We start from the raw sequence: 24,202 nt of genomic DNA on the forward strand, positions 1-24,202 counted from the left end.
CGCCAAGCGTGCGGCGTTGAAGCAGAATAGAGGCATGCGAACATTCGGCGTCGAGGAAGAGCTCCTGATCGTTGATCCGGACACAGGGGCGCCCCTTGCTCTGGCGGATGCCCTGTTGTCCGGCCGGCGGCTCGCGGCCGACGACGCGCCGGAGAATCCGCATGCACTGGAGACCCAAGACAAGACCGTATACGACGACGACGAGCTGGGCCTGAGCGCCGAGCTCAAGCTTGAGCAGATCGAGACCCAGACGCGGCCGTGCCTTCAGTACTCCGAACTGCTGCCGCAGATCCGGGCGGGGCGGCTGCTGGCCGATCAGGCCGCGCTCAAGAATGGCGCCAGGGTTGCCGCGCTGGCCACGTCGCCGCTCGGCTCCACCACCCACACCACCCCGGACCCGCGGTATGCACGCATGCTGGAACGGTACGGCCTGACCGCGCAGGAGCAGCTGACGTGCGGCTTCCACGTCCATACGTTCATCGAATCACCCGATGAGGGCGTAGCCGTGCTGGACCGGATCCGGGACAAGCTGGCCGTCCTCACCGCCTTGAGTGCCAACTCGCCCTTCTGGAATGGGATGCCTACAGGATTTGAGAGCTACCGGACGCAGGCCTGGAACCGGTGGCCCACGTCCGGTCCCGCGGGCATTTACGGCACGTACTCCGCGTACCGGCGAGTGGTGACGCGCCTGTTGGACAGTGGCGTGATGCTGGACGAGGGCATGCTCTACTTTGATGCCCGCCTGTCCCGGAACCACCCCACTGTGGAGGTCCGCGTGGCCGACGTCTGCCTGCGCGCGGAGGACGCCGCCCTGATCGCGGTACTGGTGCGGGCCATGGTTGAATCGGCCAGCAGGGAATGGCGCGACGGCGTCGAGCCGGCGCCGGTCCCCACCGTCCTTCTCCGGATGGCCGCGTGGCAGGCAAGCAGCAGCGGATTGGGTGGTGAACTGCTGGATTTCGGTACGTTCAGGCCTGCCCCCGCCGTCGATGTGGTGCGATCCCTGGTGGATTACCTCGCGCCGGTCCTCCAGGAACAAGGGGAGCTGTCCCTGGCCCGGCAGGGCGTTGAGGACATCATTGCCCGCGGTACCGGGTCGGCTGAACAGCGTAGGGTCTGGGACTCGGTGCTGGAAAAATCACCGCCCGACGACGGCGGGTTGGCTGCGGTAGTCTCCTACGCCGTGGGCATCACAATGCGCGGAACGTCCGGGCTGCCCGAGGTCGATGCTGCCCCCGAACTGCTAAGGGTGCGCCAGTCCTAGGCTCCCGGCGTCCGCTGTGTCCGCATTGTCCGCAACCGGGACTGCGGGTTCTTCATAACGCATAAGCTGGGCGCCCACCGCGGCCTCCACCAGGTAGAAAACAAACGGCGGGATGTCCTTTGTCCCTGCCAGGATGGCGCCGAAGGCGGGAGCACTCGCCGCCGCCGTGATGCCGGTCCAGGGTTTCAACGGCGACAGCAGGAGGCCTGCACCCAAGGCGGCCAGCGCGCCGATGTGGAGGCCGGAGTAGGTCAGGAACGGCCAGCTGGGACCTCTCCGGTACGCGAACTTCTCCAAATCCGATGCCCGGTCCGCAAGGGCAACAACGAACAGGGGTGCGCCCGCGACGAGGGCGGCCGCTGCACCGGTGGCGAGGGTCTTCGCGGGGCCGGATCTGAGGGCCTGGGCGAATCGGACGAAGCCGATGGGCACCGCTGCGGTCCCTGCGGCGGCGAGGAACTGCCCGGCGATCCAGGGCCCCCGGCTGCGCTGCAGCATGGCCAGCCGCGCTGCCGGGTCCTGGGTGGCGTGCACCATTCCCACGAAGGAAATGCCCACGCCCCAACAGCAGCTGGCCGCAACGATGACTGTTCCGGCCTTCTGATACGGCCTGTTGCCCCGCAGTGCCTGCTTCCCGTGCATGGCTGCCTCCCGGTCCGGCGGATGCGATGGCCCAGCTCAGCGCGTAGTGACCATGAAGCTACGCCGACGTGCCGCCGTGGTCAACAGGGTTAAGGCCAGCGGGGCCCGCCATCATGCACCGATCGCCAGTCGCACGCCCAAGCCCAGCATCACGACGGCGATCAGGCCGTCGAGGACGCGCCAGGAGGACGGGCGAGCAAAGAACGGGCGCAGGACCCGGGCGCCGAACCCCAGCGCGCTGAACCACGCAATGCTGGCGACGATGGCACCGGCCCCAAACCACCAGCGCAGATCCTGGGCCTGCTGGTTGGCCACCGAACCGAGCAGCAGGACGGTATCCAGGTAGACGTGCGGGTTGAGCCAGGTCAGGGCCAGGACCGTGGAGATGGCCGCCCCGGCGCTGAGGGCCGGATGTTGTCCCGAAGCTGTGAGCGCGCCGGGGCGGATCGCCCTGCGGGCGGCCATGGCACCGTATCCCAGCAGGAAAATGGCGCCGGCGTAGCGCGCCACGTCCACTACTACCGGGTTAGCGTGAATGAGTGCCCCGATCCCGGCGATCCCAGCGGCGATGAGCAGCGCGTCGGAGACACTGCAGACCAGCACGACGGCGGCTACGTGCTCACCCCGGATGCCCTGCCGGAGGACAAACGCGTTTTGGCTGCCGATAGCCACGATGAGGGCAAGCCCGGTGCCGAAGCCGAGCACGATGGGGGCCAGAAGTGCAGTCAGATCCATGTCATCCAACGTACGGCGGACCATATGATTACTCCAGCTAAACATTTTTACGTGTCCTAAGGATTGCTAATGAGAACCTTTCAGCTGGAACAGCTCCGGACGTTTGCCGCGGTGGTGGAGGAAGGAACGCTGGAGGCCGCAGCCAGGATCCTGGTTGTCACGCCCTCGGCAGTTTCCCAGCGGCTCAAGGCAATGGAGGATGCGGCCGGGCAGATCCTGTTCCAGCGGACCAATCCCGTGCGGCCCACCCCGGCAGGGGAAGCGGTTCTTCGGTTCGCCCGGCAGGTCCGTCAACTGGAGTGGGATGCGTCGCGGGAGCTCGGCGAGAGCAGCGACAGGCCGGGCACGCCCATTCCCCTGGTGGTGAACGCAGATTCGCTGTCCACGTGGTTCCTGCCCGCGCTCGCAGGCCTTCCACCGGAGCTCGGCGCATTTTTTGAAATCCACAGGGAAGACGAACAGCATTCCACGCAGCTACTGCGCGCCGGGACGGTGATGGCCGCTGTGACCGCTAGTCCGGACCCGGTGCAGGGCTGCAGCGTGGCACTGCTGGGAGCCTTGAGATACCGCGCGGTCGCCAGTCCCGGCTATGTCCGGCGATGGTGGCCGGACGGCCCTGACCTCAGGGCCGGCAGCCTTGCCCCGGTGGTGGACTTTGACCGCAAGGACGACCTGCAGGAGGGGTTCTTTCGCAACCTGACCGGAACGGAACTGAACGCACCGCGGCACTATGTGCCGACGTCGGCAGAGTTCGCGCAGGCAATCCGCCTGGGATTGGGGTGGGGGCTGTTGCCGGAGCAGCAGTGCCTGGCCGACATTCGGGGCGCCGCACTCATCGAACTGGCCCCGGAGCACCCTGTCGATGTGGCCTTGTATTGGCAGCGGTGGAAGATCGACTCCCCGGTGCTCAACCAGCTCTCCGACGCAGTCCGGGAGACGGCGTTCCGGCAACTCCGCCAACCCGGGGCCTGACCAGCCGCATCCGCCGTGCCCACAACAGCTGATGCATTGGGAAAGGTGCCATGCCATACTCAGGCCGTGACGTCGTCGTACTCGTTCCGTGCCGAATTGTGGCTCTATCCGGGAGAAGGCGGATGGCACTTCCTCACCCTCCCGGAGGTCATTGCCGACGACCTCCGCGAGGAAGCGGCTCCGCTCCGGAAGGGCTTCGGCTCGGTCAAAGTCACAGCCGAAATTTCCGGCCACACGTGGCAAACCTCAGTCTTCCCGGACGGCAAGTCCGGCTCCTACCTGCTGCCGGTGAAGAAAGCGATCAGGACTGCGGCCCGCATCAGCGCAGGGGACACAGTAGCTGTTAACCTCGAAATCCAGCCCGGGTAGGAAAGTGAGCTCCGTGAACCCTTTTGCGGCCAGCGGGCAATACATAGTGTGAGCACAGACAACGACATCATCAGGCGGTCCCGGGACAGCCCCGAAGTTTTCGGGGAGTTGTACGACAGATACGCCTCAGTTATCTACAGATACGCCGCCAGACGGGCCGGTGATTTCGCCGCCGACGACGTCACATCCGAGACCTTTCTGGTCGCCTGGGAACAGCTTGAAACCTACGATCTGGACCGGGAGGTGCCCGGCCGTGGCTTTTCGGGATCGCCACAAACTTGCTCCGGCGGCACCACCGCGCCGAATCCAAGATTCTCAGAACCGCAGGAAAAGCGGCTCTCCGTGAAGCCGTCGCCGACGATTCGGACCGGATTGCCGCCCAAGTGGACGCCGTTGTGGCGACCGCTGGCATCGCTCGCAGCCTGAAAGCTATGGCGGCCATAGACAGGGAAACGCTGCTGCTCTACGCCTGGGCGGACCTGACCTACGAGGGTATCGCCTTGGCCATGGACGTACCGGTGGGAACCGTGAGGTCCCGTCTGAACCGTGCCCGACGAACACTGCGAACCCGGCTCAACCTCGAAATTATTGATGAAACGGAGAACGACCATGAACGATTTACAGCTGCTCCGCGAAATGCGTAGCGACGTCGGCTCCGTCCCGCCGGCCACGTTGGCACGCGGACGCAACAGACTCATGTCCAAGATCAGTTCCGACTCCGGCCCCGAGGCAACGGCCACAACGTACGCCCCGGCCAACGTTCGCCCGATCCGCTTCCGGCGCCGTGTCCTGATCGCTTCGGCAGCTGCAGCGCTGCTCGTGGGGGGAATCGTCGTGGCAGATGTAGTCAGGCCCAGTGGTCCGGGAGCAACCGCCGAAGCAGCCGAGGTCCTGAACAACGCCGCGGCAGCAACCATCCAGACCTCCGACCCGGAAGTGGGACCCGGCCAGTACCTGAAGATCGAGACCACAGCGGTATACGCCGCCGGAGTCGCTTTGGGGGACCCCGGAGCAGGCGGCCGTTCGGTGGAGTGGCTGGACAAATCTTCGGACCAGCTTTATGTCCCAGCCGACCATGCCTCCGAATGGATCTGGAACCGCGAAGCCCGCATCCCAAGGACGTTCTTCAGCGAGGAAGCTAAAGCAGAGGCCACCAAATACCAGCAATCCCAGTCTGAAAACCCCCACGGCGCGGGAGAACTGCTCCGGGCACCGGGAGGTAACTTCTACGGAGTACCGCGGCTGCTGTTCGCCGGCTTGCCCCTGGAGGAAGGCGTGAAGAATCTGCCCCGCGACCCCCAGGCACTCCTGGACACCATTCGACAGCGAGGCAAACAAGGCAGGCCGGAAGCCGAAACGCTGGAAAGCATCGCCGCCGCCCTGCAGACCGGAGTCGTCCCGGCGGACCTTCGCGCTGCACTGTACAAAGCGGCCGCGCTCATTCCCGGAGTCACCGTCGTAGACAAGGAGGCGAACCTAGACGGCAAGGTAGGCACAGCGATCGGGATCGAGCATCCGGACAGGGAAACGCGGACGGACATCATCATTGATCCCGACACAGGGCTGCTGATCGGAGAACGAGTGGTCACGCTGACAGCTGGCGAGACCTTCCCAGCCGGAACAGCGACCGCTTGGACCTCGGTTGAGACCTCAGTGGTCAATTCCGCCCCGTAAGCAGGCGCCGATCAAATCTGCTTGAGCGCCTGTTCCAGGTCGCGGATGAGGTCGTCCGCGTCCTCAAGGCCCACGGACAGCCGCACCACGCCGTCGCTGAGGCCGATGGCGGCGCGGCCTTCGGGACCCATGGCACGGTGGGTGGTGGTGGCCGGGTGCGTGATGAGGGACTTGGCATCGCCCAGGTTGTTGGAGATGTCGATGATCCGCAGCGCGTCCAGCAGCGCAAAGGCGGCGTCCTTGCCGGAGCGGCCGTCCGTCGTCGCGAGCTCCAGGGTGAGGACGGTCCCGCCGGCCTTCATCTGCTTGGCCGCGAGCTCGTACTGCGGGTGCGATTTCAGCATGGGGTACTTGACCCAGCTGACGGCAGGCTGCTGTTCGAGCCATTCGGCCAGCCGCAGTGCCGTGGCTGAGGAGTGGTTCACGCGCAGGGCCATGGTTTCCAAGCCCTTGGTTAGTACCCAGGCGTTGAAGGCGGACAGCGACGGGCCGGTGTGCCGCATGAGCTGCTTGACCGGCCCGTCGATGAATTCCTTGGTGCCCAGGATGGCGCCGCCCATGACCCGGCCCTGGCCGTCGATGTGCTTGGTGCCCGAGTACACAATCACGTCCGCGCCGAGCTGGCCGCAGCGCTGCAGCAGGGGTGTGGCAAAGACGTTGTCGACGACGACGGTAGCGCCGGCGGCGTGCGCCAGTTCGCTGACCGCTGCGATGTCCACGATTTCCTGCATCGGGTTGGACGGCGATTCGAAGAACACTGCCGTGGTGGGCTCCGACAGGGCCGCGCGCCACTGCTCCAGGTCCGGTCCGTCGACGAACACCGTCTCAACACCCCAGCGGGGCAGGATCTCGTTCAGGATCACAAAGCAGGAGCCGAACAGTGAGCGGGCTGCCACTACGCGGTCGCCAGCGGCCAGCAGGGCACCCAGGGCGGTGAACACGGCGGACATTCCCGACGCCGTTGCGAAGCACGCCTCAGTGCCTTCGAGCAGGCGGAGCCGTTCCTGGAAGGTGGCCACGGACGGGTTGCCGTAGCGGGAGTAGACAAAGCGCTCGTCCTCGCCGGTGAAGGCGCGCTCCGCTGCGGCGGCGGACTCGTAGACGAATCCGGAGTTCAGGAACACCGGTTCGGTGGTCTCCTGGAAGTTGGTGCGGTCCAGCCCGCCGCGGACGGCCTGGGTGTCAGGGCTCCAGCCGGCGGCATCTTCGTTGAAGGTCACTTAGTTCTTTCCCAGGTTGGTTGGCAGGCCGCGGTTCTTCCAGCCGTTGACGGTGCGCTCGCCGTAGCGGTCCGGTTCGCCTTCGAAGCCCTCCAGGACGTTGTAGGAGGTGAAGCCGGCTTGGGTTGCGGCGATGGCAGCGGAGATGGAGCGCTGGCCTGAGCGGCAGATGAACAGGAGTTCGGTGCCGGTGTCCTCCGGCGCCTGCTGCCTCAGGTCGGTGAGGAACTCGGGGTTGGGAATGCCGCCGGGGAACGTCCACTGGATGAACAGGGGGTCGTTGTCGGTTGCCTTGGTGTCAGGGATGCCGATGTGCGCCCACTCACCCTCGGTGCGGACATCCACCAGGATGGCGCCCTGCTCCAGCTTGGTCCAGGCTTCCTGCGGGGTGAGGTCTCCGGCGTAGCTCACGCGTGGCCCTCGCCTTCGAACTCAAGGTCTTCCACAGCGGTGGCGACGGCGGCGTCCGCACTGGCGATGGCGGCCGGGAGGATGAGTGCCTGCGCCACAATCACCTGGCCGCCGTTGGACGTGGCAGCCGGGCTGCCATGCAGGACATAGCCTTCGGCCAGGGCGGTGGAAATCCGCTCACAGAAATTACGGTCGTCCGGGCCTGTGATGAGCCGGTACGACAGTTTTTCTTCAGGGGCAGGTGCGTCAGACACGACGGATCTCCTTCTCTCACGCTTGCAACTCGAATGTCGATATGCCGAGTATTCACCTGAGGCACCCCGCCGCGAAAGGGAGGGTTGCCGACCGGCCAGTCAGGGCTTGGCGCCGGTTCTCATTACTCCTCAAAAACGTAACACTTGGCCCGCCTGGCCGCACCGCCGCCGTCGTCATGTTCCGTAACCAACACGTGCTTCCGCGGCCGTCACCCGGACGGGACAATCAGTCCATGGGGAAATCTGGGCGGGGACTGGCTGTATTCGCGCGTTTGAGGACTGCCGCTGCATTCCTCGTACTGGCCACGGTGGCCACGGGGTTGAGTGGTTGCCGGGACGTCTTCGCGCCGCCGCCCTGCATGCCGCCCGCGTACACAGTCACGCCGTCGGAAGCCAAACCCGGTGAGCAGGTTACGGTCAGCGCGCAGGACACCAACTGCGATGCGCGCTACGGGCAGAACGCGCAGGTCCAGGTGACGGTGCGGGACGCCTTTGGATCGCTGATGCTGGAGGAACTCGCACCCATGAGCGACGACGGCGCGTTTACTTTCGTGTTCACCGTCCCGCCGGGCGCGGCTCCCGGCAAGGCGGCAGTGGGGGCGCACCCGTACAACCTGGATTGGTGCGACGACACCGGGGTTAACAACCGGGCCAGCGCGGGGACCGGGACGCTTGTCCTGGTCTCGTGTGCCGAGCGCCTGGTGCCGTTGCTAATACTGGCGGGTACCGGGGCCTGAGCAGCGGCGACGCCCGTGGGGACGGGCGTCAGGCCCTGAGGATGAGGGCCTCGCCCTGGCCGCCGCCGCCGCACAACGCCACGACGCCGATGCCGCCGCCCCGCCGTTTCAGCGCCAGGGCCTGGTGCAGGACCAGCCGTGCCCCCGAGGCGCCGACCGGGTGGCCCAGCGCGATCGCCCCGCCGTCGGCGTTGATCTTCTCCGCAGAAATGCCAAGGTCCTGGGCTGACTGGATGATCACCGAGGCGAACGCTTCGTTGATTTCCACCAAGTCCAGGTCCTCCACCGAAATCCCTTCTGCGCGGAGTGCTTTTTCGATGGCGCGGGACGGCTGCGAATGCAATGAGCCGTCCGGCCCGGCTGTCTGCCCGTGGGCGCCGATCTCGGCAATCCAGGTGAGCCCCGCCCGTTCGGCGGCCGCCTTGCTGGCCACCACGACGGCGGCCGCGCCGTCGGAGAGGGGAGAGGCGGAACCTGCGGTGATGGTGGCTGAGTCGGCCGTGGAGAAGGCGGGCTTAAGCGCCGCCAGGGCCTCCGCCGTCGTGCCCGGCCGGATCCCCTCATCGGCATCGACGGTGACGGCAGGGCCGCGGCGCTGCGGGATATCCAGGGGAACGATCTCTTCGGCGAGCAGTCCTGCATTCCGCGCTGCTTCGGCCCTCTGGTGGGAGCGGGCGGCAACTTCGTCCTGCTCCCCGCGGCTGATTCCGCGCTCGGCATTGCCGGCATCGGTGGCGGCGCCCTGCAGGATTCCGGAGATGGGATCCTGGAGGGCGTCGTGGTTCAGGGAATCCAACAGCGGGGTATCGCCGATGGCCACGCCGGTACGCAGGCGGGGCAGCAGGTGCGGGGCGTTGGTCATGGATTCCTGGCCGGCGGCCACGACGAAATCAGCCTCCCCGGCGCGGATCATCCGTGCCGCGTCGATCACGGCGGTCAGCCCGGAGAGGCAGAGTTTGTTGATGGTGACCGTGGGGACATCCCAGCCGATGCCTGCCCCCAGGCTTGCCTGCCGGGCCGGTCCCTGGCCGGCTCCTGCCTGGATGACCTGCCCCACGATTACCGCATGTACCTGCCCCGGCGCCACACCTGCGCGTTCCAGCGCATGGCGGATCGCATGTGCGCCCAGTTCGCTGGAGGAGAGGGAAGACAGGCTGCCGCGGAAACGGCCGAAAGGGGTGCGGGCACCTCCGAGGATGACGGCAGTGCGGTCCTCGTGGGCCGGGAAAGTGTTGGCCGTGGCGTCGTTGACCATGATGCTGCCTTTCGGTGGAGGCGAGGCTCGGGGCGACGTCTATGCGCGCCCGCGGTGCATTTTCCTCAAGCATGTCACGGGCGGTGCCGGTGCGGGAATGGAACGCAGGAAGGGCCGGGTGGTCCCCGGCCCTTCCAGTGCTGCCAGCCAGCCGGTCGCCTGCGCCCGCTTCTTCGGGACCGCAGGATCTAGGCGGGATGGACGTTGTCAGGTGGCTGTTTCGGCGGTGAGGCTGTTCACGTCGCAGCCAGGTGTGATGCCCTCGCCAGCACGGCGGCCATGAGCTCAGAGGTGGTTGCCAGGACGCGGGAGCCCCGGCACTGCGAGCAGCTGACGGCGGCCGCCAAAGTGTTCTTGCGCGCATCGAGAACCACCACCGAGTCCACCGCCAGGTAGGAATCGGTGTCACAGTCTGCGCGCCACGGCCGCCCGCCCCGTGGCTGGAAAGAATCCCGTGGCAGGTAAGTGCAGAAGGGTTTCTCCATGGGGCCTAGACCAGGCCGGGATAACTGGTCAGGATGTAATCAGCTGCTGCCGGGCCCTTCATGCGCAAGCCGTTTTGGTCGGGGTTGATCCGGCGGGACATGGCAGCCCAGAAAGTGGTTTCGGCGCGGGGGGTCTGCTGGTTGAGGAAACACCAGCTGGTGTAAAGGCCATACAGGGGATCGCGGGCAAGGGTGACATCAGGTTCACCGACGCACGTTGTAGCTTCGCGGAGGAATTTGTCGAACTGCGAATGTGCCATGATCGGCTTCTCTTTCGCCAGGTGCAGTTGGTGCCGCCGTTCGGCTACAGCAGCGCGAACCTCAACGCCGTGCACGTGGGCATTCAGGGGTATTCGTGTGCCAGGACGGAGTCCGGACTGGCTAAGAGTTTGATTTGGCTGGCCTGTCCAGCCAGCAACGCGGTCCCTTGTCTGAAACCCGCGCCTACATTTTGCTCTACAACGTAGACTTTACGCGTAGACTACGTATTAGGCAAGCGTCTTTATTTTTACTATCCCAGCCGACGCTACAACGCACAGGATGGAATCCCATGCCCTCCCCGAAGAGTCCGGAGAATGAAATGGCGAGCCCCAAGCCGCGCCTGAGCAGGGAACTGGTGCTCTCCGCGGCCTTGGAACTCGTGGATTCCGAGGGCCTCGACTCGCTGACGATGCGCCGCTTGGGGCAGGTGCTGGAACGCGATCCAATGAGCCTCTACCGCTACGCAGAGAACCGCGCCGCCCTGCTGGACGGGGTGTCCGAGATGGTCCTCAATGAGCTCGCCATCTTCCCGGCCGATCCCGACTGGAAGGCGCAGCTGCGCCGCATTGCCCACGACCTGCGGCTCCTGGCACTCCGCCACCCAAACGTTATTCCCCTGCTGGTGACACGGCCGCTCTCCACGCCCCTGGGCCTGCGGCCGTTGGGTACCGTGCGGCCATTGGAGCAGATCCTGGGCTTGCTGATCGACGCCGGGTTCACGCCCACGGATGCCTTGCACGTGTACCGGGCGTACTACGGCTTCCTCTACGGCCACATCCTCAACGAGCTCCAGGAGTTCATCGTGGACCCGGAGGAAAACGAAGCCCTCCTACGGCTGGGGCTGCACCGCTTGCCGGCCAAGGACTTCCCCCGGCTCCGGGCATTGGCGCCGGTCTTGGCTGATTACGACGGCGAGGCGGAACTCGACCAGGGGATCACCATTCTGCTGTCCGGGCTGGAGACGCAACTTTCCCGGGCAATCGCCGCAACACCATGAGCTTGCGGCGCCAATGAACTCGGCAGCGCGCCGTCGTACTACTCGAATGAAGCGCGACGGCGGTCGGACAGCCTTGTGTTCCAGACGTCCGGTTTGTTGACCTTGAAACGGCGCCCGGTCAGGGCGCGCGGCGTGAGCCGTACGTAGTGGTTCTTCGCGCCAGGGTGCCAGGGCTCCAGGTTGAGGTTGTCCACGGCGGCCTTGTCTTCCGGGTCCTCGATCACTTCAATGTCGCCGCGGGCCACCACGCTCCAGGCTGTTTCTGTGTGCGGGTCATAACCATCACATTCCAGCGCTGCCGGCTTCTCCGTCAGCGCTGCCCAAAGCTTGGTAACTCCGGAGGTCCGGAACACGAGGCTCCGGCGGTCCAGCACGAAATTCACCGGAAAGATCTCAGGATGGTCGTCCACGATGACGGCGATCCGCCCCAGGGTCTCATCGGCCAGCAGTTCCCAGCACTCGTCGAACGTCAATTTGTCATCAGGCACTTCGGTGGAGGTCATGGACCACACCCTACGGCTCCTGCGGCCGGTCCAAAAGGGGGTTGTGCCCGCCCGGTTGGGAGCTGCGCCCCGCTTCCGGCAGCGGCCGGTTCCGCGGGCGCGGCGGGGGAACCTGCAAAACGACGCAGGCTCCCCGCCGCATCCGAGGGTTAGAGCGTTGAGGTGTCGATGACGAACCGGTAGCGCACGTCGGACGCCAGCACGCGTTCGTAGGCGTCGTTGATCTTGCTCGCCGGGATGACCTCGATCTCGGCGCCGAGGTTGTGTTCGGCGCAGAAGTCGAGCATTTCCTGGGTCTCGCGGATGCCGCCGATCGCTGACCCGGCGAAGGAGCGCCGTCCCAGGATCAGTGAGAAGACGTTGACCGGGAGCGGCTCGGCCGGAGCGCCCACGTTCACCAGGGCGCCGTCGAGGGTCAGCAGCTGCAGGTAGGCGCTGATGTCGATCGGTGCGCTGACGGTGTTGATGATCAGGTCGAACGTGTTGGCCAGGTCCGTGAACGTGGTTTCGTCGCTTGTGGCGTAGTAGTGGTCCGCGCCGAGCCTCAGCCCGTCCTCCTGCTTTTTCAGCGACTGGGAGAGCACCGTGACCTCCGCGCCCATGGCATGCGCGAGTTTGACGGCCATGTGGCCGAGGCCGCCAAGGCCGACGACGGCGACCTTCTTACCGGGGCCCGCGCCCCAGTGCCGCAGCGGGGAGTACGTAGTGATGCCCGCGCACAGCAGGGGAGCGGCGGCGTCGAGCTCGATCCCTTCCGGGATGGTGACCACGAAGTCCTCGGTCACCACCACGTGCGTGGAGTAGCCGCCCTGGGTGATGGTGCCGTCGCGGTCCACGGCGCCGTACGTGCCGGTCATGCCGTTGAGGCAGTACTGCTCCTCACCCTTTTGGCAGTTGACGCATTCGCGGCAGGAGTTGACCATGCAGCCCACGCCCACCCGATCGCCCACGGCGTGCTTGGTGACGGCGGAACCGACCTCCGTGACGATGCCGGCGATTTCATGGCCGGGCGCCAGCGGGTACTGCTGGGGTCCCCAGTCGCCGCGGACGGTGTGGATATCTGAGTGGCAGATGCCGGCAAACTTAATCTCGATCAGGACGTCATGGGCGCCGACATCGCGGCGTTCGATGGTGGTGGGAATGAGGTCGCCCGTTGCGGACGTGGCAGCGTAAGCATTAGCGGTAAGCATTGTTCTCCGTAAGTTGGGTATGGGATCGCTTCGTTGGGTGGAAGATATCGCTACTTAATCAGCAAACCCTCTGGCGCAGCTGGGTGGAAGGCCCTGCTGGTACAGGTACTGGCAGAGCCTCCCACGGGAACACGGGGCAGCCCTCGCCTAAAAGAGTGCGCGGCCGTCCCGGCAGGCAGGCAGGCACGCAGACGGGCACGCAGGCAGGCCTATTGGATCCCGGCGAACAGCTCGCTCAGTTCGGCCGTCAGTTGCTTCTGGACGGCTGGCGTTCCAATTTCCTTGCCGTCAATGTGGTTCACGGGAGCAAGCAGCCGGATGCTGGAAATGAGCCAGACGGCATCGGCATCCAGGAGGTCCTGCGGCTCCAAGGGGCCGTAGCCAAGTTCCCACCCCGCGGCTTTGGCGGCGGTGAAGAGCGCACCCTGGGATGTCCCGGCAAGAATGCCGCTGTCCAGTTGCGGCGTGATGAGCCTCTTGACGGTGCGGCTGCCTGCGGCACCGCTGTCGTCGGACGTTTCCACGTGCGCGAGCAGCACGGTGGAAGTGGGACCCTCCAGGACGCGTCCGTCGGAGGACGTGAAGATGACGTCGTCGGCGCCCAGTTTGTGGGCATGCCGCAACGCCGCCATGTTCACCGCGTAGGACAGGGTTTTGGCGCCCATCAGCAGCCATGGCGCGCGTTCGGCAACGCCACTGTCATAACCGCGGTCCAGCAGGATGACGTCGATTCCGGTTTCGCGCTGGCGGCGGCTGGCGGCGCCTACGGGGGACACCTGGACCCAGCATGTGGGAGTGGCGGCGCCCTCCACTCCGCGCGTCACCACCAGCTTCACCACGAGTTCGTCCTCCGCCGGTGAGGATGCGGGATGCTGGGTCCGGTGTTCCTCCACGGCTGTTCCGATGGCCGCGCGCCATTGGTCCTGGCCTGGAATCACCAGGTCCAGTGCCTCCGCCGAACCTTCCAGCCGGTTCAAATGCGCTTGGAGCTTCCGCACTGCTCCGCCCACGGCCAGCATGGTCTCGAAAACACCGTCACCGCGCGTTGCCCCCTGATCAGTGGCCATCAGTTGGGGCTGTGAGGCGTCGGCCAGCCGGCCGGCAGGGAACTCGGAATCCAGGAAAACGAGCACCACGGAAGCAGGAGAAGTCATGGCTCCAGCTTAGTCCGGCTGCCCGCGGCTAAGCTGTGGTCATCGCCCTGGCCGGAACCCGTCCGGAGGGCGCACACAGTCCGGGGGTTCTGAAGTGTTGTGGCCGTTTTCCCTTGCCGGCACCGTGCCGGGTTGGCTGACCCTGCTGCTGGCCGCCGCCGACCTGGTGATCCGGGTGGCGGCCCTGGGCATCATCCCCGGCAACCGGCGTCCCACCACCGCCATGGCCTGGCTGCTTGTCATCTTCTTTGTCCCCTTCGTGGGACTGGTCCTGTTCCTGCTGTTCGGCAACTTCAAGCTCTCCAGCCGCCGCCGCGAACAGCAGGAGACCGTCAACGCCAGGGTGCGTTCGGGCATCTCCGCGCTCGCCGACGTCGAAAGTGAATACCCGGGACCGGAATGGGTCACCTCCGCCGGAGAGCTGAACCGCAGGCTGGGCTCCCTTCCCATGGTGGACGGCAACTCGGTGGACCTCATTCCCGGCTATCCGGACTCGATCCTGGCCATGACCGAGGCGGTGAGCAAAGCCAAAAAGTTCATCAACGCCGAGTTCTACATCATGAGCACGGACCACATCACCGATGACCTGCTCACCGCGATGGAAGAAGCTGCTGAGCGGGGCGTTGAAGTCCGGGTGCTTTTCGACCACATCGGCACCCTGCGGATCAAGGGCTACCGCAAGCTGCTCAAACGGCTTCGGGCAGGAAAAATCCAGTGGAAGCGCATGCTCCCGCTGTTGCCCATCCACGGCCAGTGGCGCCGGCCGGATCTGCGCAACCACCGCAAGATCATGGTGATCGACGGCGAACTCGCCTTCACTGGCTCGCAGAACCTGATCGAGCCCTCCTACAACAACCCCAAGCACCGCAAGGCGGGCCGCGAATGGGTGGAGCTGATGGCCTGCCTGCGCGGTCCCATCGTCACCACGCTCAACGTGGTCTTTGCCACCGACTGGCTCAGCGAGACCGACGAGTCCCTGGAACACCAGCTGCAGCTTCCGGCCAACCCGGCTCCCGGAAACGTCACCGCACAGGTGGTTCCCAGCGGGCCGGGGTTCATCACCGAAAACAACCTGCGGCTGTTCACCACGCTGATCTACTCCGCCCAGCACCGGATCTCCATCTGCAGCCCCTACTTCGTGCCCGACGACTCGCTGCTTTACGCCATCACGACGGCGGCGCAGCGGGGCGTGGATGTGGAACTGTTCGTCTCCGAGAAGGGGGACCAGTTCCTGGTGCACCACGCGCAGCAGTCCTACTATGAGGCGTTGCTGGAAGCTGGAGTGAAGATCTACCTCTACAGGGCTCCATTTGTGCTCCACGCCAAGCACTTCACGATCGACGACGAAGTGGCGGTCCTGGGCTCGAGCAACATGGACATGCGTTCGTTCTCGCTGAACATGGAAGTGTCGGTGATGCTCCTGGGCGCGGAAATCGTCAATGAGATGCGCGCGGTGGAGGACACCTACCGCGACATCTCCCATGAGCTCAGGCTCGAGGACTGGCTGAACCGGCCGCTCGCCGCCCGCTACATCGATAACGTGGCCAGGCTGACCGCAACTGTCCAGTAACCCCAGGTTCAGGAATCGGGGAAGTCGGCGCCCAGCGCGGACAGCACACCGAAGGCCTTAACCCGGATTTCGTCGTACTCCTCGTCCGGAACGGAGTCCGAGGTGATGGCACCGCCGACGCCGAGAGTCAGTTCCGCCGTCGCCGCATCACCGCTGCCGTCCCCGGCGGCGGAATTGATCACCAAGGTGCGGATGGCAACGGCCAGGTCCGTGGCGCCGTTCAGCGAAAAGTAGCCGATGGCCCCGGAATACAGGCCCCGCGGCCCCTGCTCCAACCGGTCGAGGATGGCCATGGTGCTGATCTTCGGGGCCCCGGTCATCGACCCCGCCGGGAAGCACGCCGCCACCGCTTCGGCCCGCGGCGATCCAGGCAGCAGCTGGGCGTCGATAGTGCTGACCATTTGGTGCACGGTGGCGTAGCTTTCGATCGCGCACAGCCTGCTGACCGTGACGGACCCGGGTTCGGCGAAGTGACTAAGGTCGTTCCGCAGCAGGTCCACGATCATGATGTTCTCTGCCCGGTCCTTGAGTGAAGTTTCCAGGTCGCGGCGCAGCTGCGCGTCCCGCGCGGGATCTGATGCCCGGCGGCGGGTGCCCTTGATCGGCTCGGCCCGCATGCCGCCGTCGGAAGCTATCTTCAGGAACCGTTCCGGCGACGTGCTGGCCACGGTCAACCCGCCAAACCGCAGGTAGCTGGCGAATGGGGCGGGGTTCCTGCGGCGCAGGGCCAGGTAGGTGGCCCAGGGCGCAGCCTCAGCCGCAGGCACCTGTGCCGTGAGCGTGGTGGTGAGGCAGACCTCGTAGGAGTTTCCTTCCCCGATCTCGTGCTGGGCGGCCGCAATTTTGTGTTTGTAGTCGAGTTCGGTGTCGCGGCTGCTGAATACCGGTGGACGGACGACGGCGTTGCTGCCGCCTGCGCGGTCCGTCATCCCGGCGTCGTCGCGGGCTGCTTCCGGCGCTGCTGCCGGAGCCGCCGTGGACACGGCGGCGCGTGCCGATGCGAGCCAGCTGCCTGCATCCGATGATTCGAGGGCGAGCAGCCAAACTGTGCCCTCGGCGTGGTCCAGGACAACAGCCCTTCCGGCGAAGATCAGGGCGGCATCCGGGGTTGGAGCGGCAACATCCGTGCCGCCCGTCTCGCGCTTGAGTTCGTAGCCCAGGCATCCCAGCCAGCCGAGCGCAAAGTCACCGGGATAATCGTCCGGGGTGCGGACCGCCCGGCGGCCCCAAACCGTGTCCAGCCAGCGGAAGAACGGGCCCGGCACGCGTGCGGTGGCGCTGCCTGCGGCGATGAGGCTCTCGCCTGACCGGTGCGTGACCACCTGGCCGAACATGCCGCCGTCGTCCGCCAGGATACTGAAGCGGCTGCGCTCCGCTGCCGGGGAAGGCCCAAACGGCGGGGCGGACGGGGCGTTCGAGGAGTCCAGCCATACCGCGTTGCGCGAGCTGCCGTACAAGTCCGCGAACAGCGCGGCCGCGTCTGGCCGGCAGTCCAGCCGTTCCGTACGGAGCCTCAGGCCGCGCCTTGCGGACAGTTCGGGGACCAGCACGGTTGCCAGCGAGGGGAGGTAGGGCAGGAGCTGCAGGACATCGGTGGGCGCGGAGCCGTCTGCCTCGTTCAGGACGCGGATGTCTGCGTGGGCCGGGACGTCGTCGCCGGCAAGCCAGGCGTCTTCCTGGGCCGCCCATTGATCCCAGTACGGCTCGTACGTTCCTCCGTCACGGTCCAGCGCCCGGGTCCGGCGGACATCGTCCGGCGAATCAGCCCAGACAACGGCGTCCAGCATGAGGCGGGCTTCGGCTGCCGCGGAGCCGACTCCCTCGATGATGACGATCTCGGCGGGCAGCGTGACCCGGATGTCGCCGTCGTAATGTTTTTCCCAGTCCCAGCTTGTCCACGTGGCGCGGTCGCCGCGGCTCAGGGGGGTGAGGACCGTGGAGACATAGCGCTCGATACCGGCTGCGAGGCCGTTCCAGCCGGGGTAGATGTCCTCCAGGTGGAAGAGCGAGACCTTGTGGTGGTTCCGGAGCCGCGCGGCCAGTTCGATGGCTAGTGTGGTTTTCCCTGCGCCGGATCGCCCGTCGACGGCGATGATCACAGGTGCGGGGGTCATGAAATAGAGCGTACCTGCTGCTCCTGCTGCCTGCTCCGGTCGCGGCTCCGGATGACGGACCGGACGTGCTCAATGATCCCCGGCAGTGCGGTCTGGATCTGGTGCCACACGACGTCGAAGTCAGCCTGGCCGCCGTACCAGGGGTCCTCGATGCCCTGGTCCAGCAGGTCTTTGCTGGCTACTTTCGGATCGAAGCTGCGCAGCATCCGCACTTTATCCATGGATTCCTGGTCCGGAGCGTTTTCGCGCAGCCAGGCGTAGTGGTCGATGTCCAGGGCGAGGATCAGGTCCCGTTCGCCGAACCAGCCGGCCTGCCACTCGCGGGCAATGTGCCGGTCGGAGGTGAGCTTCGTGGCTGCGAGCCGGCGGGCTGCCCTCGGATCGATGGGGCGCCCGGCCTCATAGCCTGTGGTCCCTGCAGAGTCCACCGTCACCTCGCCGTCAAGCCCGGACGCTTCAAGCGCCGCAGCCAGCATCAGCTCGGCCATGGGGGACCGGCAAATGTTCCCGGTGCAGACGGCAATGATCCGGTATGGGCTCGACGATGAGTTCATGGTGCTAAGCATGCGGGATACCGCCGCTCTTGGCTAGCCGGTTTTCGGCATGTTTCACGGATTCGTAAAGAGAATTGCATAAATGGTCACGATGCGGTTGCAGTGTGCTTCTTTTGAACCACGATCAAGCGGTTGGTCAGTGGATCAGGGCGAGGAGAATGCCGACGGCCACGAACAAAATGCCAAAGATCCGGTTGAGGATCTGCTGTCCGCGGGCGGTATGGGTAAATCGCTGGAAGGACTTGGCAGCAGTGGCGAAGAAGAACCACATGACGAGGATGTCAATGACTACGACGGTGGCCGTCAACACCAGATACTGCGGGAGCAGCGGCTGTTCGGGCCGGATGAACTGCGGCATGAATGCAAGGAAAAAGACGATGGCCTTGGGGTTCAGCAGGTTGACCCACAGACCGCGCCGGAACATGGACCCCGCGGGCTCGTTCCGGAGCGACTCGGCAGCCTCCTGGTCGGGTTGGGGTTTGCTCAGGAACTGGCGGATGCCCAGGTACACCAGGTAGGCCGCTCCGGCGTAGCGGATCACGTTGAAGGCGACGGGGGAACTCGCCACCAGGACGCCCACTCCGAGTGCAACCACCATCACGTGGATGACCAGGGCTGCCTGCTGGCCCAGGATCCCCCAGATGGAACGGCGGAACCCTGACGTCAGGGAGTTGCTCATGGTGTTGATCGCACCGGCTCCCGGTGTGAAGCTGACCAGGACGCCGGCACCCGCGAGGGCGAGCCAAAGGGAGAATTGCACCTCCCAAGTTTAGTGCCGGTTCAGCACAGGGCTGTCACGGGCTGTCTTGGCGGCTCGTGGTGGCCGGAACAGGTTAAGCGCCGCATGCGGACAACGACAGCCCATGGTCCTACGCCCGGGCGATCACCTCGCCGTTCGGGATCAGGAACCAGCCGTCGTCGGTGGATCCCCAGCGGTGCCAGCCCGCCGAAATCCTGGCCAGGTCCGCGGCATTGGCAAATCCATACTCCAACGCCTGTTCCGCGAACGCTGAATGCAGCACGCGCTCGCCCCACACGCGGGCCTGCCACCTTCGCTGCTGCCCAGTGGCGTAGAGCCAGTTGCTGCTGGTGGGCGCAACATCGGTGAAACCGGCGGACTGTGCCCACGAAACCAGCCGGCGCCCGGCGTCGGGCTCGGCCCCGTTGCGGCGGGCGATGCGTTGGTACAGCTCCATCCATTCGTCCAGTTCCGGGAAGGCGGGGTACCAGCTCATGCCGTGGAAGTCGGCGTCGCGCACTGCCACGATCCCGCCCGGCTTGGAGACCCGGCGCATTTCGCGCAGGGCCTCCACGGGGTCGGTGAGGTGCTGCAGCACCTGGTGGGCGTGAACGACGTCGAACGTCTCGTCCTCGAAATCGAGGTCGTAGATGTTCCCGGCCAGGAACTCCACATTTGCCACCCCGCGTTCAGCGGCCAGCGCCGAAGCCTGGGTGATGATGTCCGGTGCCCGGTCCAGGCCAGTGACCTTTCCCGGTGCCACCAGGTCTGCGAAGTCGCAGGTGATGCTCCCGGGGCCGCAGCCTACGTCGAGTACTGAAGTTCCGGGGGTGAGGTGCGGAAGGACAAAGGCCGCTGAATTTTCCGCCGTCCTGGACGCATGGGCGCGGACCACCGACTCGTGGTGGCCGTGGGTGTACACGTCGTCTTCAGGCTGCTGCGCACTCATAACCAAACGCTACCGCCGCGGTAGCTCGAATGGGAGGAACCGCCGTCGTGCCTTCACCCAACTAAGTAGCAGCAGATGTCGTTATGAGGGCTCAAAACGACATCTGCTGCTACTTAGTTGGGTGAGGCGGGGGAGACTGGGCCGGGCCGCCGTTGGACGCTTCCTGGCGGGCTGCGATAGTGGCCTCCACCATCGCGGTCATAAAACGGGTCACGAGCTCCAGCTCTTCGGGCGAGAACTCGGCCATGGCCGTGCCCATGTGGCGCGAGAGCGGCATGAACATGGCTCCGCCGTCCTGGAACGCCTTGGGCGTCATGCGGAGCTGGACCTGCCGCCGGTCTGAGCCGAGCCGTTCCCGGACGACGTGTCCGGACTGGTCCAGCCGGTCGATCAGCGCGGTGGTTGCCGGTGAACTCAGGTTGAGTTCCTTGCGGAGAATGCCGGGGGTGACCACGGTGCCCTTGGCAGTGTGGCGCATGATGACGGCGAGGGCATTGAGGTCCGTGCGGTGCATGTCGTTCCGTCCGCCCGCCGTATCCACATAGCGGTTGGCCTCGAGGGTGAAGTCCTGAAGCAGGCGAACCAGCGACTGGGGGCCTGCGTTTGTGGGGCGCTGGAATGCTTCGTCTGCCATGTTCCGCCTCCTTCGCTCGCCGCTTGATGCCCTGACGGATATTACTGCAGCGCAGCCCGATGAGCGGAGTCCGCCGGAGAACTGCTCCAGGGCAGTATTTCCCCATGGCTATGTCTCCAGCCTTATATCTCCAGTGCTATATCTCTCCATGGTGGAGATACTCTATGATGGAATCAATTGTACTCTTCCGTCCCCCAGCCCAGAAGGAATCATGAAATCCAGTCCCCAACACAGCGCGCGGGTCCCGTTCTGGCTGCGCTGGCTCATCCCGGTGCTGCTGGTGCTCACGTGGCTGGCCATCGCCGGGGTGGGCGGCCCCACGTTCGGCCGGCTCGACGAAGTCTCCTCGAATGACCAGGCCTCCTTCCTTCCTGCCGGCGCCGAGGCCACCGCCGCGCAGGACTGGCAGGCGAAGTTCCGCGACTCGGACGAGATCCCGGCGGTCATCGTCATTGAGAACGGCGCCGCCATCAGCCCCGCAGAACTTGGCCAGCTGGCGTCCCTGAAGGCCGGGCTGGAGGAGTTGGCGCTGGGGAGTGCCGTGATCGGGCCCATCCCGTCGGAGGATGGCGAGGCCGTGCAGTTCATCGCCCCGATCGGGTCCTCCGACGAGGTCAAGGAATCGGTTCTGGAGCTGCGGGACTTCCTCGCGGACGCCGCGCCTGTGGGCATGCAGACTTTCGTCACGGGGCCCGCTGGGTTGACCGCCGACCTGGTCAGTGCTTTCGCGGGCATTGACGGAATCCTCCTGCTGGTGGCACTGGGGGCTGTCTTTGTCATCCTGCTGATCGTCTACCGTTCGCTCCTCCTCCCTGTCGCGGTGCTGCTGACCTCCGTCTTCGCCCTGTGCGCCGCCATCCTGCTGGTGTTTGGCATGGCAAAGCTCGGCTGGATCCAGCTCAACGGCCAAAGCCAGGGCATCCTGTCCATCCTGGTGATCGGCGCCGCCACCGATTACGCCCTGCTCTACGTGGCACGTTTCCGGGAAGCGCTGACCCACACCACCAACAGGACTGCCGCCGTCCTGACCGCTTGGAAAGCGTCCTTCGAACCGATCCTGGCCTCCGGCGCCACAGTGATCATCGCACTGCTCTGCCTGCTCTTCTCGGACCTGAATTCCAACAAGGCACTTGGCCCCGTGGCCGCGGCTGGCATTCTCTGCTCACTCTTCGCCGCCCTGACCCTGCTGCCTGCAATCATGGCCCTCCTGGGCAGGGCCGCATTCTGGCCGTTCCGTCCCAAGCTGGTCCCGGCCGGCGAGCGCGAGCCTGACCTGGTCACCGGCTTGGAGGGGCAGAAGGGTATTTGGCGGGCCGCCGGTTCGCTGGTGGCGCGGCGCCCACGGACGGTCTGGATCGCGTCAGTCATGCTGCTGCTTGTGGCTTCGGCCGGAGTGCTGCAGCTGAAGGCCAACGGCGTGCCCCAAACGGACGTCATCCTGTCAGCCTCCAACGCGGTGGACGGCCAGGACGCGCTGGCGCGCCATTTCGACGCCGGCAGCGGCAGCCCCGCCGTCGTGGTGGCGGACGAAGGCAGAGCTGACGAGGTGCTGGAGAAGGTGAAGGCAGCCGACGGCGTGGGGGATGCCTACCTCCTGGCTGAAGGAAGCGTGCCGATCATTTCCGGCCAGCAAGGTGTCCCGGGCACTCCCAGCGAGCCGGACGTCCGCGAAGGGAAAGTGCTGATCAACGCCACGCTCAACTTCGCCGCCGATTCCATCGAGGCCGAGGAGGCCGTCAAGGTATTGCGCGAGGACGTGAAAACGGTCGACGACGGCGCCCTGGTTGGCGGCGTGACGGCCACGGCCCTGGACACCAACACCACCGCCCAGCGCGACCTCGTGATCATCATCCCCATCGTGCTGGTGGTCATCCTGTTCATCCTGATGCTGCTGCTCCGCTCGGTACTGGCGCCGGTCCTGCTGGTGCTCTCCGTCGTCCTGTCGTACGGAGCCGCGATGGGCGTGTCGGCCCTGGTGTTCAATAACCTGCTGGGCTTCCCGGGCGCCGACGCCACCGTGCCGCTGTTCGGCTTTGTGTTCCTGGTGGCTCTGGGCGTGGACTACAACATCTTCCTGATGAGCCGCGTGCGGGAGGAGTCCCTCAAGCACGGGACCAGGCCGGGCATCCTGCGCGGGCTTGGCGTGACCGGAGGAGTGATCACCTCGGCGGGTGTGGTGCTCGCTGCAACGTTTGCTGCCCTGGGGGTCATTCCCATCATGTTCCTCGTGCAATTGGCGTTCATTGTGGCCTTCGGCGTCCTCCTGGACACGGTCCTGGTGCGCTCGCTGTTGGTTCCGGCGCTGGCGTACGACATCGGTCCACGCATCTGGTGGCCGTCCAGGCTGGGGAAGCCGGAACTGGACGCGGCCGGCCTGCGTGGCAGTGACGCCCTGGAGCCCGAGGGCGCCGGTCGCCGCTAGGACTGCAGGGGCGCGTTGCGGCCGGCCCGGCTTGGGACTTCACCTCTGCGCGCGCCACCAGGCCACCGTGGCCGCGGCTGCCTCCGGAAGTGGCGTGGGGCGAAGGCCCAGGGCCGTTTGGCTCGGCGTCGAATCCATCACGAACGGCTTCTCGAACTGGTAGAGCATCTCGGCGAGTTCGCGGACATCCTTCGAGAAGGCCCCGAGAGCACGGAGCGCCCAGCCCGGCACCGCCACCATCTTCGGTGATTCCACTCCGCCGGCCTCGGTGAAGGCCGTCGCCAGTTGCCGCTGAGTGACTGCCGGCAAGGTGGGGGCGTGCCATACCTGGTTCCAGAGCAAAGGCGTCTGCGCGGCATGGATCATCGCCGCGGCCAGGTCCGGGACGTAGGTGAACGAATGGGGCTGGCTGGTGCTCCCGATCACCCAAATCCTCTTGCCCGCCAGGACGGCGGGGACCATTCGCTCGCCGGCGTGGGAGGTCCTGACGCGCGGTCCGAAAAAGTCGCCGGCCACTACGCTGACGGTGTTCGTTGGTGAGGCATCCCGCGCCTTCAACAGTTGCGTCCGCACGCCTCGCTTGCCGCCTTGGGCGGTCCGCGGACCTGCCTCGGTCATCGGGTGCCCGGGTTCGGAGTACGAGTACAGGCTTTCGGGAAAGACGACGACGGCGCCCGCCTCGCCTGCCGCCGCAAGCACCGTTTGCTCGGCCCGGGGCAGTTCGGCTTGCCACGCGTCAACGGTGTAAGCAGAGCCGTGAACGCAATGAAAGACGGCGACGGCACCCGCAAAGGCGCCCTGCACCTGTGCGGCATCCTGGACATCTGCCTTGACGCGCTCCACGAGGGGATGCTCAGGTCCGGTGCCCGAGCGGGTAAGGATCCTGACCTTCTTCCCCTGCTCGGCGAGCTGTTCAGTCACGGTCCAGCCTACGGGGCCGGCTCCGGTGACAACGTAGACATTGCTCATGACTTCTCCTTCAAGGAATGGGCTTTGAGAGCACTGCTCTCGTATAAGCCTGCATCCACTCGATACGCCTTGTCAAGAGCGGTGCTCTCATTTGTTGACAGTGCTCTGCCTTGTGCGATGCTTGGATC

General features: G+C 65.7%; 26 protein-coding genes, 1 pseudogene and 1 riboswitch. Of the genes and pseudogenes, 10 read left to right on the top strand and 17 right to left on the bottom strand.

The window, feature by feature from the left end; translation table 11 throughout:
* Nucleotides 1-34 precede the first annotated feature (34 nt).
* A complete protein-coding gene (locus tag V9L17_RS14960) occupies nt 35-1,264 on the top strand; it encodes a glutamate--cysteine ligase 2 (RefSeq protein ID WP_337352018.1) in 1,230 nt (409 codons plus the stop codon).
* On the opposite strand, the gene V9L17_RS14965 is transcribed toward V9L17_RS14960, so the two are convergent.
* Nucleotides 1,244-1,906, bottom strand: coding sequence for a hypothetical protein (locus tag V9L17_RS14965; protein ID WP_337352019.1), 663 nt, complete (start codon nt 1,904-1,906; stop codon nt 1,244-1,246). The genes V9L17_RS14960 and V9L17_RS14965 overlap by 21 nt on opposite strands.
* Before the next feature lie 111 nt (nt 1,907-2,017).
* Nucleotides 2,018-2,641, bottom strand: coding sequence for a LysE/ArgO family amino acid transporter (locus tag V9L17_RS14970; RefSeq protein WP_337347442.1), 624 nt, complete (start codon nt 2,639-2,641; stop codon nt 2,018-2,020).
* A gap of 69 nt (nt 2,642-2,710) precedes the next feature.
* Between V9L17_RS14970 and V9L17_RS14975 the strand changes: the two genes are divergently transcribed.
* From V9L17_RS14975 to V9L17_RS14995, 5 genes and pseudogenes are all read left to right on the top strand, one after another.
* A complete protein-coding gene (locus tag V9L17_RS14975; RefSeq protein WP_337352020.1) occupies nt 2,711-3,613 on the top strand; it encodes a LysR family transcriptional regulator ArgP in 903 nt (300 codons plus the stop codon).
* A gap of 66 nt (nt 3,614-3,679) precedes the next feature.
* Nucleotides 3,680-3,982: a DUF1905 domain-containing protein gene (locus V9L17_RS14980; RefSeq protein WP_337352021.1), complete on the top strand. Its 303-nt coding sequence runs from the start codon at nt 3,680-3,682 to the stop codon at nt 3,980-3,982.
* A 48-nt stretch (nt 3,983-4,030) separates the two neighbouring features.
* A pseudogene (locus tag V9L17_RS14985) lies at nt 4,031-4,168 on the top strand (RNA polymerase subunit sigma-70); the annotation flags it as partial.
* A gap of 92 nt (nt 4,169-4,260) precedes the next feature.
* The gene (locus tag V9L17_RS14990; RefSeq protein ID WP_337352022.1) at nt 4,261-4,626 is read left to right on the top strand and encodes an RNA polymerase sigma factor; all 366 of its coding nucleotides are present in this window, start codon (nt 4,261-4,263) and stop codon (nt 4,624-4,626) included.
* Nucleotides 4,592-5,656, top strand: coding sequence for a CU044_5270 family protein (locus tag V9L17_RS14995; RefSeq protein ID WP_337352023.1), 1,065 nt, complete (start codon nt 4,592-4,594; stop codon nt 5,654-5,656). Before V9L17_RS14990 ends, V9L17_RS14995 begins: the two co-directional genes overlap by 35 nt.
* A gap of 11 nt (nt 5,657-5,667) precedes the next feature.
* Here the strand turns inward: V9L17_RS14995 and V9L17_RS15000 are convergent, their stop codons facing one another.
* Genes V9L17_RS15000 through V9L17_RS15010 form a run of 3 tightly spaced genes read right to left on the bottom strand, consistent with a single transcriptional unit; the run spans nt 5,668 to nt 7,541 of the window.
* Nucleotides 5,668-6,876: an O-succinylhomoserine sulfhydrylase gene (locus tag V9L17_RS15000; protein WP_337347438.1), complete on the bottom strand. Its 1,209-nt coding sequence runs from the start codon at nt 6,874-6,876 to the stop codon at nt 5,668-5,670.
* On the bottom strand, nt 6,877-7,287 hold the full coding sequence (locus V9L17_RS15005; RefSeq protein ID WP_337352024.1) for a rhodanese-like domain-containing protein: 411 nt from the start codon (nt 7,285-7,287) through the stop codon (nt 6,877-6,879).
* A complete protein-coding gene (locus tag V9L17_RS15010) occupies nt 7,284-7,541 on the bottom strand; it encodes a DUF1737 domain-containing protein (protein WP_337347436.1) in 258 nt (85 codons plus the stop codon). Before V9L17_RS15010 ends, V9L17_RS15005 begins: the two co-directional genes overlap by 4 nt.
* A 13-nt stretch (nt 7,542-7,554) precedes the next feature.
* Nucleotides 7,555-7,668: riboswitch (SAM riboswitch) on the bottom strand.
* A 106-nt stretch (nt 7,669-7,774) separates the two neighbouring features.
* Here V9L17_RS15010 and V9L17_RS15015 point away from each other — a divergent pair.
* Nucleotides 7,775-8,278, top strand: a complete 504-nt coding sequence (locus V9L17_RS15015; RefSeq protein WP_337352025.1) for a hypothetical protein — start codon at nt 7,775-7,777, stop codon at nt 8,276-8,278.
* A 28-nt stretch (nt 8,279-8,306) separates the two neighbouring features.
* Here V9L17_RS15015 and V9L17_RS15020 read toward each other — a convergent pair whose 3' ends face one another.
* The 3 genes from V9L17_RS15020 to V9L17_RS15030 form a co-directional block, all read right to left on the bottom strand.
* Nucleotides 8,307-9,533: an acetyl-CoA C-acyltransferase gene (locus V9L17_RS15020; protein ID WP_337352026.1), complete on the bottom strand. Its 1,227-nt coding sequence runs from the start codon at nt 9,531-9,533 to the stop codon at nt 8,307-8,309.
* A 236-nt stretch (nt 9,534-9,769) separates the two neighbouring features.
* Nucleotides 9,770-10,018, bottom strand: a complete 249-nt coding sequence (locus tag V9L17_RS15025; protein ID WP_337352027.1) for a hypothetical protein — start codon at nt 10,016-10,018, stop codon at nt 9,770-9,772.
* Between the two features lie 5 nt (nt 10,019-10,023).
* Complete coding sequence (locus V9L17_RS15030) at nt 10,024-10,278, bottom strand: hypothetical protein (RefSeq protein WP_337347432.1); 255 nt, start codon at nt 10,276-10,278, stop codon at nt 10,024-10,026.
* Between the two features lie 290 nt (nt 10,279-10,568).
* Between V9L17_RS15030 and V9L17_RS15035 the strand changes: the two genes are divergently transcribed.
* Nucleotides 10,569-11,276, top strand: a complete 708-nt coding sequence (locus tag V9L17_RS15035) for a TetR/AcrR family transcriptional regulator C-terminal domain-containing protein (RefSeq protein ID WP_337347431.1) — start codon at nt 10,569-10,571, stop codon at nt 11,274-11,276.
* A gap of 38 nt (nt 11,277-11,314) precedes the next feature.
* Here the strand turns inward: V9L17_RS15035 and V9L17_RS15040 are convergent, their stop codons facing one another.
* The 3 genes from V9L17_RS15040 to V9L17_RS15050 form a co-directional block, all read right to left on the bottom strand.
* Nucleotides 11,315-11,779 carry a pyridoxamine 5'-phosphate oxidase family protein gene (locus V9L17_RS15040; RefSeq protein WP_337347430.1) on the bottom strand — a complete coding sequence of 155 codons (465 nt, stop codon included), beginning with the start codon at nt 11,777-11,779 and terminating at the stop codon, nt 11,315-11,317.
* A gap of 149 nt (nt 11,780-11,928) precedes the next feature.
* A complete protein-coding gene (locus V9L17_RS15045; RefSeq protein ID WP_337352028.1) occupies nt 11,929-12,969 on the bottom strand; it encodes an NAD(P)-dependent alcohol dehydrogenase in 1,041 nt (346 codons plus the stop codon).
* 209 nt (nt 12,970-13,178) lie between these two features.
* A complete protein-coding gene (locus V9L17_RS15050) occupies nt 13,179-14,123 on the bottom strand; it encodes an aminodeoxychorismate lyase (RefSeq protein ID WP_337352029.1) in 945 nt (314 codons plus the stop codon).
* Between the two features lie 94 nt (nt 14,124-14,217).
* Between V9L17_RS15050 and cls the strand changes: the two genes are divergently transcribed.
* Entirely contained in the window at nt 14,218-15,693 is a 1,476-nt protein-coding gene (cls, locus tag V9L17_RS15055; protein ID WP_376046801.1) for a cardiolipin synthase, read from the top strand.
* An 8-nt stretch (nt 15,694-15,701) separates the two neighbouring features.
* Here the strand turns inward: cls and V9L17_RS15060 are convergent, their stop codons facing one another.
* The 5 genes from V9L17_RS15060 to V9L17_RS15080 form a co-directional block, all read right to left on the bottom strand.
* Nucleotides 15,702-17,807, bottom strand: coding sequence for a chorismate-binding protein (locus tag V9L17_RS15060; protein ID WP_337352030.1), 2,106 nt, complete (start codon nt 17,805-17,807; stop codon nt 15,702-15,704).
* On the bottom strand, nt 17,804-18,361 hold the full coding sequence (locus tag V9L17_RS15065; RefSeq protein ID WP_337347426.1) for a low molecular weight protein-tyrosine-phosphatase: 558 nt from the start codon (nt 18,359-18,361) through the stop codon (nt 17,804-17,806). The genes V9L17_RS15060 and V9L17_RS15065 overlap by 4 nt, the downstream gene beginning before the upstream one ends.
* A 136-nt stretch (nt 18,362-18,497) precedes the next feature.
* Nucleotides 18,498-19,121: a LysE family transporter gene (locus V9L17_RS15070; RefSeq protein WP_337347425.1), complete on the bottom strand. Its 624-nt coding sequence runs from the start codon at nt 19,119-19,121 to the stop codon at nt 18,498-18,500.
* A gap of 109 nt (nt 19,122-19,230) precedes the next feature.
* Nucleotides 19,231-20,049 carry a methyltransferase domain-containing protein gene (locus tag V9L17_RS15075; protein WP_337352031.1) on the bottom strand — a complete coding sequence of 273 codons (819 nt, stop codon included), beginning with the start codon at nt 20,047-20,049 and terminating at the stop codon, nt 19,231-19,233.
* Between the two features lie 109 nt (nt 20,050-20,158).
* Nucleotides 20,159-20,683 (bottom strand): MarR family winged helix-turn-helix transcriptional regulator, encoded by a 525-nt coding sequence (locus V9L17_RS15080; RefSeq protein ID WP_337352032.1) that lies wholly within the window; start codon nt 20,681-20,683, stop codon nt 20,159-20,161.
* Nucleotides 20,684-20,894: 211 nt separating this feature from the next.
* Between V9L17_RS15080 and V9L17_RS15085 the strand changes: the two genes are divergently transcribed.
* On the top strand, nt 20,895-23,105 hold the full coding sequence (locus tag V9L17_RS15085) for an MMPL family transporter (protein WP_337352033.1): 2,211 nt from the start codon (nt 20,895-20,897) through the stop codon (nt 23,103-23,105).
* Between the two features lie 39 nt (nt 23,106-23,144).
* On the opposite strand, the gene V9L17_RS15090 is transcribed toward V9L17_RS15085, so the two are convergent.
* Nucleotides 23,145-24,074 (bottom strand): NAD-dependent epimerase/dehydratase family protein, encoded by a 930-nt coding sequence (locus V9L17_RS15090; RefSeq protein WP_337352034.1) that lies wholly within the window; start codon nt 24,072-24,074, stop codon nt 23,145-23,147.
* Nucleotides 24,075-24,202 lie beyond the last annotated feature (128 nt).

The sequence above is a fragment of the Pseudarthrobacter sp. CCNWLW207 genome (genome assembly GCF_037203945.1).
GTDB lineage: Bacteria > Actinomycetota > Actinomycetes > Actinomycetales > Micrococcaceae > Arthrobacter.

Bases quoted from the DNA above. Each gene is read 5' to 3' on its own strand.
- V9L17_RS14960 (WP_337352018.1), top strand. From the start codon at position 35: ATGCGAACATTCGGCGTCGAGGAAGAGCTCCTGATCGTTGATCCGGAC.
- V9L17_RS14965 (WP_337352019.1), bottom strand. From the start codon at position 1,906: ATGCACGGGAAGCAGGCACTGCGGGGCAACAGGCCGTATCAGAAGGCC.
- V9L17_RS14970 (WP_337347442.1), bottom strand. From the start codon at position 2,641: ATGGATCTGACTGCACTTCTGGCCCCCATCGTGCTCGGCTTCGGCACC.
- V9L17_RS14975 (WP_337352020.1), top strand. From the start codon at position 2,711: ATGAGAACCTTTCAGCTGGAACAGCTCCGGACGTTTGCCGCGGTGGTG.
- V9L17_RS14995 (WP_337352023.1), top strand. From the start codon at position 4,592: ATGAACGATTTACAGCTGCTCCGCGAAATGCGTAGCGACGTCGGCTCC.
- V9L17_RS15015 (WP_337352025.1), top strand. From the start codon at position 7,775: ATGGGGAAATCTGGGCGGGGACTGGCTGTATTCGCGCGTTTGAGGACT.
- V9L17_RS15020 (WP_337352026.1), bottom strand. From the start codon at position 9,533: ATGGTCAACGACGCCACGGCCAACACTTTCCCGGCCCACGAGGACCGC.
- V9L17_RS15025 (WP_337352027.1), bottom strand. From the start codon at position 10,018: ATGGAGAAACCCTTCTGCACTTACCTGCCACGGGATTCTTTCCAGCCA.
- V9L17_RS15030 (WP_337347432.1), bottom strand. From the start codon at position 10,278: ATGGCACATTCGCAGTTCGACAAATTCCTCCGCGAAGCTACAACGTGC.
- V9L17_RS15035 (WP_337347431.1), top strand. From the start codon at position 10,569: ATGCCCTCCCCGAAGAGTCCGGAGAATGAAATGGCGAGCCCCAAGCCG.
- V9L17_RS15040 (WP_337347430.1), bottom strand. From the start codon at position 11,779: ATGACCTCCACCGAAGTGCCTGATGACAAATTGACGTTCGACGAGTGC.
- V9L17_RS15045 (WP_337352028.1), bottom strand. From the start codon at position 12,969: ATGCTTACCGCTAATGCTTACGCTGCCACGTCCGCAACGGGCGACCTC.
- V9L17_RS15050 (WP_337352029.1), bottom strand. From the start codon at position 14,123: ATGACTTCTCCTGCTTCCGTGGTGCTCGTTTTCCTGGATTCCGAGTTC.
- V9L17_RS15060 (WP_337352030.1), bottom strand. From the start codon at position 17,807: ATGACCCCCGCACCTGTGATCATCGCCGTCGACGGGCGATCCGGCGCA.
- V9L17_RS15065 (WP_337347426.1), bottom strand. From the start codon at position 18,361: ATGAACTCATCGTCGAGCCCATACCGGATCATTGCCGTCTGCACCGGG.
- V9L17_RS15075 (WP_337352031.1), bottom strand. From the start codon at position 20,049: ATGAGTGCGCAGCAGCCTGAAGACGACGTGTACACCCACGGCCACCAC.
- V9L17_RS15080 (WP_337352032.1), bottom strand. From the start codon at position 20,683: ATGGCAGACGAAGCATTCCAGCGCCCCACAAACGCAGGCCCCCAGTCG.
- V9L17_RS15085 (WP_337352033.1), top strand. From the start codon at position 20,895: ATGAAATCCAGTCCCCAACACAGCGCGCGGGTCCCGTTCTGGCTGCGC.
- V9L17_RS15090 (WP_337352034.1), bottom strand. From the start codon at position 24,074: ATGAGCAATGTCTACGTTGTCACCGGAGCCGGCCCCGTAGGCTGGACC.